11 protein-coding genes are annotated in these 9,084 nt (G+C 50.1%); 10 read left to right on the top strand and 1 reads right to left on the bottom strand.

Features of this window, described 5'->3' with window-relative positions:
- From ACP5D0_RS08910 to ACP5D0_RS08945, 8 genes are all read left to right on the top strand, one after another.
- A partial coding sequence (locus ACP5D0_RS08910) for a nicotinate-nicotinamide nucleotide adenylyltransferase (protein ID WP_472365382.1) occupies nucleotides 1-342 on the top strand: 342 nt, incomplete at its 5' end.
- A gap of 16 nt (nucleotides 343-358) precedes the next feature.
- The gene (rsfS, locus tag ACP5D0_RS08915) at nucleotides 359-721 is read left to right on the top strand and encodes a ribosome silencing factor (protein WP_472365383.1); all 363 of its coding nucleotides are present in this window, start codon (nucleotides 359-361) and stop codon (nucleotides 719-721) included.
- 26 nt (nucleotides 722-747) lie between these two features.
- Nucleotides 748-1,218, top strand: coding sequence for a 23S rRNA (pseudouridine(1915)-N(3))-methyltransferase RlmH (gene rlmH / locus ACP5D0_RS08920; protein WP_472365384.1), 471 nt, complete (start codon nucleotides 748-750; stop codon nucleotides 1,216-1,218).
- A gap of 37 nt (nucleotides 1,219-1,255) precedes the next feature.
- A complete protein-coding gene (locus ACP5D0_RS08925; RefSeq protein WP_472365385.1) occupies nucleotides 1,256-2,170 on the top strand; it encodes a patatin-like phospholipase family protein in 915 nt (304 codons plus the stop codon).
- A gap of 26 nt (nucleotides 2,171-2,196) precedes the next feature.
- Entirely contained in the window at nucleotides 2,197-3,156 is a 960-nt protein-coding gene (locus tag ACP5D0_RS08930; protein ID WP_472365386.1) for a phospholipase A, read from the top strand.
- 22 nt (nucleotides 3,157-3,178) lie between these two features.
- A complete protein-coding gene (locus ACP5D0_RS08935) occupies nucleotides 3,179-4,138 on the top strand; it encodes a hypothetical protein (RefSeq protein WP_472365387.1) in 960 nt (319 codons plus the stop codon).
- 10 nt (nucleotides 4,139-4,148) lie between these two features.
- Nucleotides 4,149-4,550: a hypothetical protein gene (locus tag ACP5D0_RS08940; RefSeq protein WP_472365389.1), complete on the top strand. Its 402-nt coding sequence runs from the start codon at nucleotides 4,149-4,151 to the stop codon at nucleotides 4,548-4,550.
- 262 nt (nucleotides 4,551-4,812) lie between these two features.
- A complete protein-coding gene (locus ACP5D0_RS08945) occupies nucleotides 4,813-5,415 on the top strand; it encodes a rhodanese-like domain-containing protein (protein ID WP_472365390.1) in 603 nt (200 codons plus the stop codon).
- Nucleotides 5,416-5,462: 47 nt separating this feature from the next.
- Here ACP5D0_RS08945 and ACP5D0_RS08950 read toward each other — a convergent pair whose 3' ends face one another.
- Complete coding sequence (locus tag ACP5D0_RS08950) at nucleotides 5,463-6,662, bottom strand: hypothetical protein (protein WP_472365391.1); 1,200 nt, start codon at nucleotides 6,660-6,662, stop codon at nucleotides 5,463-5,465.
- Between the two features lie 306 nt (nucleotides 6,663-6,968).
- Here ACP5D0_RS08950 and rpsT point away from each other — a divergent pair, with 306 nt between their 5' ends.
- On the top strand, nucleotides 6,969-7,232 hold the full coding sequence (gene rpsT / locus ACP5D0_RS08955) for a 30S ribosomal protein S20 (protein WP_472365392.1): 264 nt from the start codon (nucleotides 6,969-6,971) through the stop codon (nucleotides 7,230-7,232).
- Between the two features lie 204 nt (nucleotides 7,233-7,436).
- Complete coding sequence (murJ, locus tag ACP5D0_RS08960; protein WP_472365393.1) at nucleotides 7,437-8,975, top strand: murein biosynthesis integral membrane protein MurJ; 1,539 nt, start codon at nucleotides 7,437-7,439, stop codon at nucleotides 8,973-8,975.
- Nucleotides 8,976-9,084 lie beyond the last annotated feature (109 nt).

A 9,084-nucleotide genomic window follows, 5' to 3' on the forward strand; every position in this document is an offset into this window, starting at 1 on the left:
CAGATGCCGGATGCGACCCTGGTATTGATGATGGGCACGGATGCCTTTGCCAAGTTCGATTCTTGGCACGATTGGCCAGGCATTTTGGCCTTGGCCAATATTGTGGTGACGCATCGTCCGGGTGAACCCTTGCCGACGGACGGCGGGGTGGAAGACATTTTACAGAACCATTGGGTAGCCAGTCTGACCGAAGACCACGGACAAATCATTGATTTGCCCATCACGCAACTGGATTTAAGTGCCACGGCTTTGCGGGACTATTTGAAAAAGGGCGAGCCGGTGGATTACCTGATGCCGCAAAGAGTGGCAGACTATATTCAACAACATCAACTTTATCAATGAGAGGGCAGAAGTCTTTATGATGGATTTGCAGCAAATGGAAGATCTAATCGTCAGCACGCTGGAGGACAGCAAAGCGCGGGATATTCAGGTATTGGACGTGGCGGGCATCTGTTCTTTTGCCGATTGTATGGTGGTGGCCACGGGGACGTCGACCACCCATGTGAAATCCACCGGTCATGCGCTGGCGCACGCCTTTAAAGAGGCGGGTGAGCCGCCTTTGGGCGTAGAAGCCGGACCGGAACCGGATTGGGTACTGGTGGATTTGGGCAATGCGGTGGTGCACATTATGACGGAATCTGCGCGCGCCCACTATCAGCTGGAAAAGTTGTGGAATATCAAGCCGGGTGAAACGTCAGAAAAAAGCTCCGCCAATGCTTAGAGCGGGTAAGTTGAATTGAATTTGTCGTGATTATCCATTTTATTGTCATCGGGCAGAAAATGCCGCGATGGGTGCAGGACGGTTATGCGGAATACGTCAAACGTTTGCCGAAAGCCTGCTCGTTGAAGCTGGTGGAGTTGCCAATGGCAACGCGCGGCAAAAGCGGGTCGGTGGCGCAGTATAAGGCGGAAGAAGCTAAGCGCATTGTCGCCGCACTGCCCAAAGGGTGTCAGTTGGTGGTGTTGGACGAACACGGGCAGCAAACCACCACGCTGCAGTTTTCCCAAAAACTGGACGACTGGTTGGCTTCCGGTCAGGACGTGGCCTTGGTGGTGGGCGGTCCTGATGGGTTGGCACCGGAATTGATCCAGCAGGCGGAATGGAAGTGGGGGCTGTCGAAATTGACGCTGCCGCATCCGTTGGTGCGCGTACTGGTGGCGGAGCAAATTTATCGTGCCTGGTCGCGACTGCAAAACCATCCCTATCATCGGGAATAACGATCGTAAATACTGAATACTTGAGGAAAACACGCTCATGCAGATCGAGGTGTCGCCACACAGCACGCAAGGAAAACGCATTTCGCTGGTGTTGGGCAGTGGCGGAGCCAGAGGTCTCGCCCACATTGGGGTGATTCGCTGGCTGGAAGAACAGGGCTATGATATTTGTTCGGTTTCCGGCTGTTCGATGGGCGCGTTAATCGGCGGTGCCTATGCCGCCGGTAAATTGGACAGTCTGGAAGACTGGTTTTGTCGGATTGGCAAAGTGGATATGGTGGGGATGCTGGATTTTTCCTGGCAGAAAAGCGGTTTGGTGAAGGGGGATAAAGTCATGAAGGCGTTGACCGAGCTGGTGGGTGATCGAATGATTGAGGATTTGCCAATCGCTTACACCGCGGTCGCCACCGATATGAAAAAACAAAAAGAGGTGTGGCTGCAATCTGGACGATTGTTTGATGCCATTCGTGCGTCCATTTCACTGCCGATGTTTTTTACCCCGTTTCACCTCAACGGCATGGATTTGATTGACGGCGGGGTGTTGAATCCGGTGCCGATTGCACCGGCGTTTAACGACCATTCGGACTGCATTATTGCCGTGAGTTTAGGCGGTGAGCCGCGACAGCAAACCGGTGCAAATGCAGCGGCGGACTTGCCCGAGAAGCACTCGGAAACCGCGCAAACGATTTACGATAAGCTGGGACGCTGGTTGAAGCCGCTTTGGGGTGAGAAGGACGCGACACCACCTGTGTCCAGTCTGAGTGTGTATGAGGTCGCCGATCTGGCGTTTGATGCCATGCAGAATGCCATTGCGCGTCACAAGTTGGCCGTGTATCCGCCGGATCAGTTGCTGGAGGTGCCCAGCGATGCCTGTGGTACTTTGGAGTTCGATCGGGCGCGGGAGATGATTGATTTGGGGTATGCGATGGCCGAACGAGAATTAAAACCGTGTTAAGCGTTAAACGGTGTTTGGCGGGCCTAATGGGGCTTTGTCTGAATGGCCAGGCCTGGGCGAATGGCGAAAACCCCAAATACGATTCCGCCTGTATTCAAGAAGCGATGGAGACGGCACCGGAAACCACCACTTTGGATGAGATACGAGCCGCCTGTCGAATCACGGTGAATCCGGCTGCGGATTTCGGTGCCTTGGAAAAACGTTTGTCCGAACAAAGGCATTTTGAGTACAACCAGTATTTGTTGCAACCCTATCACGCCAATTACATTTTGGTCGGCTCTTATAATTTTGCCGGCGCCAATGAAAAACCGTTTGACGATTCCTTGCTGCAAGACGGTGCTTCCTTTACGCCGACTGAAATCAAGTTTCAGGTGAGTTTAAAAATGGCGCTGACCGAGAAGCTGTTCGGCGAATCGGATCGGCTGTATGTCGGTTATACCAATCGTTCTTTCTGGCAGGCCTACAACGGCGATATTTCCAACCCGTTTCGGGACTCGAACCACGAGCCAGAAGTTTGGATGAGTTTTGATGCCGACTGGCGCTGGCAGGGCGTTCGCCTGCGTTTGCTGGACATTGGGCTGTCGCATCAGTCCAACGGTCAAGCGGGCAGCTTGTCGCGCTCCTGGAACCGCGCCTATCTTCGCTTTGTGTTTGAAACCGAAAAAATGGCGTTTTTTATCGAGCCTTGGGTGCGCCTTCCCGAGGCGGAAAGCGATGACGATAATCCCGACATTGGTCACTATATGGGGAACTTTGAGCTGATGGGGGTGTATCCGTTGCCCAAAGGCGAATTGAGTTTTATGGGGCGGGATAATTTTGATTTTCAAGACAATAAAGGCGCTTTGCAACTGGCTTATTCTTACCCGATTCATCGTCATTTAAACCTGTATGTCCAATGGTTTTACGGCTACGGCGAGAGTATGATTGATTATAATTACCGTAACAATCGGCTGGGAATCGGGTTTAAATTGGGTGATTGGCTGTAATCGTCTTCAGGAGGATGCGTGCGTGTCTTATTGGTTTGAAAAAAACGGAATGCGGCGGTTTCGTCGGGTCGATATGCCAGTGGGTTTGTCGATTGTGCCGCGTCAGCCGCTCAGAAGTAGTGAACTGCAGACCTATGGCATTGATTATTTTCCACCCTCAATGGAAAAGCGCATCCAGCAGGCACAGAAACACCTGCATTATTGGATCAATCATATCCAGGAGCAGAAAGAGGTACTCATTCCGGTCTTTGCCAACTTTGAACGTTATGGGCGTTATTTTGGCAGTTGGGTAGCCTCCGTATCGCTGCAGGCACGCAGTCCGCGAAGCGATGTGGCGACTTGGCTAGAGTTTCACGCGCATGCGAAAGGGGTTCAGTCGCTGGAAGAATTGGCGGAGCAGGCGCCGAAAACGTTTCGTTATTTTGATTTACTGAATGTCAAACTGCAGAGTTATTTCCGGCATTTCGGTCAGTGTTTGGACAAATCCACCGCCAGTCATTTTGATTTGAGTGAAAAACGGCCACGGGATTTTGAGGTGGATGCGCTGGCGAAAAAACTGGCGGCCTCAGTCAGCAAGGAACCCAAGGTGCCATTGGTGCAGGCGTTGTATTATCTGCTGGTGTATATGTCGTACTATTTTCGCGCTTATGATGAAATGATTCAGGATTTGACGCCGGTATCGACACCGAGCCGTTGGACAAAGCGTGAAGTGAATCTCAGTGCAGGTGGTCTGTCGCTGTTGGTGGATAAACGCTACCCGGCCAATACGCGGTTTGATATAGGGCTGTTTTTCCCGGAAACCCAGCATTTGATTGATTTCGAAGCGGCGTTAGTGCGCAGTACCACAATGTCCCGTATTTACCGAGAAAGCAACGCCTTTAATTTTAACTTCCCCGATGGTTATTACCAGAAGATGGTGATCTATGAAATCGAGCGTTACGAAATTCGTAGCAGCATGGATGTCATGGGATTGAATCCGTGAGTGGTTTGTAATGGCCGTATTAAGTTCTGAAGTCGAAGCCTATTATATGAATGCGCTGCCGTTCTCGCAAAGACCGGCCGCGATAGAACTCTATAATCACCATCTGTTAAGAAGCGTCTTATTGGTTCGTCGTGGTCATGTGCCAGAGGGTCTGGCTGACAATCATGCTTTAAATGATGAACAGTGGCGGGCGGTGTGTGATGCCGTAATCGTGACGAAACTGACCCAGCTGACATTGCCCACGCAACTGACACCGGAATGCGCCGGTTATTTAAAGGTATTGCTGCTGGATGCCTTGGGTCTGTCGGATCAGTCGCTGGACGAGGTTTACGCCCATGTTTATCGCGATGCACCTGCCTTAGGAAAATGGATTCAGCGACTTCAAAAGCGGTTGGCTAAACCGGCTGGTTAAACCGTAATCGGCCTATTTACCTTCGATTCACACACGCTACACGCGATAGGCGCTGTGGCACGATTTTCCCTTTGCGCTCAGGTCGCTCTATTCTGGCCTAACAATAAGTCTCATTTATTTACCTCTATAAATATTTTTTGTCCTGTATAGGGTTAATTAATATTAGGAAATTCTAAGGTGATTGATTTATAATCGATTTCGTTAAATTGAATTTCACTCAAAGGTGCACCCTGTCGAGTGCCTTAATGAAAAGGAAGCGAAAATGAAAAAAACGATGATTTCAGTGATCACAGCCACCGCGCTAATGGCCAGTGCGGCTCACGCAGCGCCGGAACCAAAAGATCCTAAGCGCCACACACCACAGGGGTTGTATGTGGATGCCAAGGAAACCCAGGAAATGATGAAAAAAGATCCGAGCGTGATTTTGGTGGATGTGCGCACGCCGGAAGAGTGGCAGTTTGTCGGTTACACCAAAGCGGCGCAGATTATGTTGCCGGGGGTGATGTTTGATTATTCCAAAATGGATACCAAACAAAACAAACCGCGCTATATGCCGGCTCCGAACCCAAAGTGGATTTCGCAGTTTGAAGAAAAAATCGCTGATCTGGGGGCCGACGAAGACAATACTTATGTCATTATGTGCCGTTCCGGTGCCACCCGTGCCGCGCCCATTGCGAGAATGATGGATCAATACGGTTATGAAAAGGTTTACATTATGACCGATGGCTTTGAGGGCGGTAAGCTAAAAGAAGGTGACAAAAAAGGCTTTCGTTTGAAAAACGGCTGGAAAAACTCCGGGGCCGAATGGACTTATAAAATCGACCCGGACAAAGTTTATTTTAAAAACTATGCTGTGAAGTACTAAGTTTCCACGAAATTAACCGAATTCGTATCTCGGTAAGATTAGCGGCTTTAGGTCGCTTTTTTTGTTTCCGGCATGAGTGGTTGTTTTAACCAAGCGACTAAATCCACCTGCCAAATTTGTTTGAACCCTTTGATGAGCAGATACATAAACAGGAGAGGCAGTAATAGGGTTTTCAGCAAATACAGCATCATCAGGTTAAGCAGGTTTTCCACCGAGGCTTCCAATTGCGCTTGAATCTTGAAAATATCCACATTGCTGATGGTGGTCGTGAAAGAGGTTAAGCCCTGGTTGATGGATTCCATCATCGAATCGGGTTGTCCGGCCAGTCGGCGTTCATAGCGGGCGATGCGTTCGTCCATTGTTTCCAGATCATCCTGTAAGGTTTCGAGCACTTCCGTTGTTTGCGATAAACGGTTTTTTAGCCGCTGTAAACGGGCTTTTGCCTGATGCAAAGCGTTGTCCTGTTTAAAGAGGTTCAAGCGTTCCCAGAGAGGGAGGGCTTGCCGAAGCTGATCAATCCGTTGGGCTTGTTCTTCAATGCGCGTCTGGCCTGAGTCCACTTGTGTTTGGTGCGTTTGGATGCGCGCTACCAATGCGGGGCGTTGCTGCTGCAGCTGTGCCAAGTCTTGTTGCATGGCTTGCGGGGTCTGGGGTGTCTGATTGAGTTCGTCCAAGTTGCTGGCGAGGTGCTCGACTTTCTGTTGGTTAGACTGAATGCCCGGTTCGATAAAAGTATGATCCACGGCCAGGTTTAATAGCAACATCAATGATAACGACAGTCGAAGAAAGATCGTCAATAGAAACAGTTTGCTCAAAATGCCCAGGCCTGGCTGGTTTGGGCGAAACAGAGCAACGATTAAACCTAACCCAAACACCGATAAAATGACATTAAACAGTTCTGAAGATACGATGGTCAAAAGTACTTTTTGAATGGCAATGGAACCGATGGCAAAGGTCAGCAGCTCCGAGAAGCGCTCGATTAAATCGTTCAAGGGGTCAAGCAATTCACCGACAGACAGGGAAGCGACCCCAATGCTGATGGTGGAGGTGGAAAACATTGAGATCACAGCGTTCAAAGAACGGCTCACGCCATAACTGGCCAAGGCGTTCAGCAGAGAGCCTTTCAGGTAATCGTAGGTGTAAGTATCCAAGGTGCCCAACCAGGCCAGCGCCAGCAAGGCCGTGATTAGAATTGCGCTGAAGACACGACGGTTAAGCGGATTAAATGATGGCGGCTGAGTCGTCATATGGCCTCTCAGGGAATGGATTTAAAAGTCATTAACAGCAGTATAGAGCTTCGGCCGTTTTTCTCAACCGGAATTGGCCTTGTTGCGAGGGGAAGAGGCGGGTCGAAATCCGGTGTTGTGGTCTTGGCTGAGGTGTAAAAAATAATGCGATAAGTATTTGACATCAATGGAAAGTTTATGGATAATTCCGCAATCCTTTCAAACATTTAGATGCTTAAACGAAAGATTTAGCCCTTTCTGAACAGTGTCGATAGTCGATGCGTATCGATGTAAACGATTGAAAATACAAATTTTTTGGAGTAAAAAATGGCAAATTCAGCACAAGCAACTAAGCGCGCTCGCCAAGCCGAGAAGCATCGAATTCATAACGCGAGCATGCGTTCTGAAATGCGCACCAAGGTTAAAAAAGTTTTGACGGCAATTGAAGCCGGTGACAAAGAAGCGGCGACGGCGGCTTTCCGTGTAGCTCAGTCCAGCATGGACGGCATGGCGCGTAAAGGCATCATCGAAAAAAATAAAGCGGCGCGTAGCAAAAGCCGTTTGAACGCTCGCATCAAAGCCATGGCGTAATTTGGCCTAACCGAATCGAAATCGATTCTGTTTGTTCGAAGAAAAACCGGGGATAACCCGGTTTTTTTATGCCCGCAATCCGTTCTTATATTGAAAAAACGGGTTTTTCCGTCAAAATGCTTCTGTGTGACGGCTAACCCCCGTTACAATGAATTCCATTAATTTTTGATTCCACTCAACTCATTTAAATGACTGAATTTTGCCTTGAAGCGTTTGATTAAAGCCACGGCCACCGTCGGTGGCATGACCCTGATTTCCCGTGTGCTCGGTTTTGTGCGAGACATGGTGATTGCACGCTATTTCGGGGCCTCTACGGGTGCGGATGCGTTTTTTGTTGCCTTTAAAATCCCTAATTTTTTCCGCCGACTGTTTGCCGAAGGTGCCTTTTCGCAGGCGTTTGTGCCGGTGTTGGCTGGGGTAAAAGAGCGTGATGGCAAGGCGGCGGTGAAAGCCTTGGTGGACGCGATTTTATTCCGCTTGGGCGGTATATTACTGATGTTGACCGCTTTTGGCGTTTTGGGTTCCGGCGTGTGGATGATGGTGTTCGCACCGGGGTTTGTGGACGATCCAGAGAAGTTTCAACTGGCGTCGGACATGCTGTCCATTACCTTTCCGTATTTGTTATTGATCTCACTGGTAGCGTTTTCCTCCGCCATTATGAACACCTATAACCAGTTTGCGGTGCCAGCCTTTACGCCGGTGTTTTTGAATCTGACATTGATTTCGTTTGCGATCTGGGTGTCGCCACTGCTGGACGTGCCGGTGATGGCGTTGGCCTGGGGCGTGTTGGTGGCGGGTGTGCTGCAGTTGCTGTTTCATTTACCCTTTTTGAAACGGTTGGGTTTGTTGCCGTTGCCATCGGCCAAGCAAAACGACGGGGTGGGGGAAGTGAAGCGTTTGATGCTGCCCGCACTGTTCGGGGTGTCGGTGGCGCAAATTAACCTGCTGGTGGACACGATTTTGGCCTCGTTTTTGGTGACGGGTTCGGTGTCATGGTTGTATTATTCGGATCGATTAATGGAGTTTCCCTTGGGCGTGTTTGGCGTGGCCTTGGCCACGGTGGTTTTGCCAGGCCTGTCGAAAAAAGCCGCCAATGGTCACTGGGAGGCCTATCGTCAGGACATTGATGTGGCTTTGCGATTGGTCTGGCTGATTGCGTTGCCAGCGACAATTGGGTTGCTGTTGCTGGCGCAGCCTTTGGTCACGAGCCTGTTTCATTATGGCGCTTTTACCGATCATGATGTGGTGATGTCCGGCATGAGTTTGATGGCGTATTCGTTTGGGCTCTTGGGGTTTATCTTGGTGAAAATTTTGGCACCGGCGTTTTATGCGCGAAAAGATATGAAAACACCGGTTAAAATTGCGGTGGTGGCTTTGCTGGTGAATGTGGTATTGAATTTGGCGTTGATCGGGCCTTTTGCGCATGTGGGTCTGGCGGCCGCCACCAGTGCCTCTGCGTTTGTCAATGCTGGATTGCTTTACTGGATGTTGCGACAATGGCAATTGTTTACGCCTTTGCCGGGCTGGAAGCGATTAATATGGCAGGTGCTGTTGGCCAATGGCGTGATGGCGGTGTTTTTAGCCGGTCTGGCACCGGCGCTATCCGACTGGCTGGCGATGGACGCGGGGAGGCGGATGGCTTGGTTGAGTGGACTGGTGTTCGGTGCGATTGCGGTGTATGCACTGGCGCTGCTGGCTGTGGGGGTGCGCCCAAGGTCGTCATTAAAGCCACCGGCGGTTTAAAATGAATTTTTTAGGGCTAGTGTAGTGTCCTAAACAAATTGAACATTAAGCGAATCAAGAAAATGCCCTATGCTAGGCACGACCCGAAGTGAATGGCTAGCCCTTTACA

This window comes from Hydrogenovibrio sp. (genome assembly GCF_049975065.1).
Taxonomy (GTDB): Bacteria; Pseudomonadota; Gammaproteobacteria; order Thiomicrospirales; family Thiomicrospiraceae; genus Hydrogenovibrio.

Excerpts from the sequence above, each read along its gene's own strand:
- rsfS (WP_472365383.1), top strand. The coding sequence starts at position 359 with ATGATGGATTTGCAGCAAATGGAAGATCTAATCGTCAGCACGCTGGAG.
- ACP5D0_RS08925 (WP_472365385.1), top strand. The coding sequence starts at position 1,256 with ATGCAGATCGAGGTGTCGCCACACAGCACGCAAGGAAAACGCATTTCG.
- ACP5D0_RS08930 (WP_472365386.1), top strand. The coding sequence starts at position 2,197 with ATGGGGCTTTGTCTGAATGGCCAGGCCTGGGCGAATGGCGAAAACCCC.
- ACP5D0_RS08940 (WP_472365389.1), top strand. The coding sequence starts at position 4,149 with ATGGCCGTATTAAGTTCTGAAGTCGAAGCCTATTATATGAATGCGCTG.
- ACP5D0_RS08945 (WP_472365390.1), top strand. The coding sequence starts at position 4,813 with ATGAAAAAAACGATGATTTCAGTGATCACAGCCACCGCGCTAATGGCC.
- ACP5D0_RS08950 (WP_472365391.1), bottom strand. The coding sequence starts at position 6,662 with ATGACGACTCAGCCGCCATCATTTAATCCGCTTAACCGTCGTGTCTTC.
- rpsT (WP_472365392.1), top strand. The coding sequence starts at position 6,969 with ATGGCAAATTCAGCACAAGCAACTAAGCGCGCTCGCCAAGCCGAGAAG.